Annotated in this window: 1 protein-coding gene; it reads left to right on the top strand. The window is 52.1% G+C overall.

Features of this window, described 5'->3' with window-relative positions:
* Positions 1-345: ABC transporter permease (locus ALO64_RS00995; protein WP_157058596.1), on the top strand; the 345-nt coding region annotated here is incomplete at its 5' end.
* Between the last annotated feature and the right edge of the window lie 66 nt (positions 346-411).

The following is a 411-nucleotide window of genomic DNA, read 5'->3' on the forward strand; positions in this document are numbered from 1 at the left end:
TCGGCGATGCTCGATCAACTCGGTGAAGATTACATCCGTACCGCACGCGCTTATGGACTGTCCCGATGGACCGTTGTCCTTCGCCAGGCGCTCCCCAACGCTCTGATCCCCTCAGTTACCGTCCTTGGACTGACTTTGGGGGATTTGCTGTATGGCGCAGTACTGACCGAAACAGTATTTGCCTGGCCAGGTATGGGAGCCTATGTCGTTAAATCGATCCAGGCGCTGGACTTCCCTGCGGTGATGGGCTTCGCAATCATGGTTTCATTCATTTATGTACTGCTGAACATGGCGATTGATCTTGTATATCGCGTGATTGATCCACGCATTGGCCAGGTGAATTGATATGTACGTATACCAGACTAATCGCGCCCGGTTTCATGCAAAAATCGCCTATTTGGCCCACCACGA

It is taken from the genome of Pseudomonas meliae (genome assembly GCF_001400515.1).
In the GTDB taxonomy this organism is placed as follows: Bacteria; Pseudomonadota; Gammaproteobacteria; order Pseudomonadales; family Pseudomonadaceae; genus Aquipseudomonas; species Aquipseudomonas amygdali.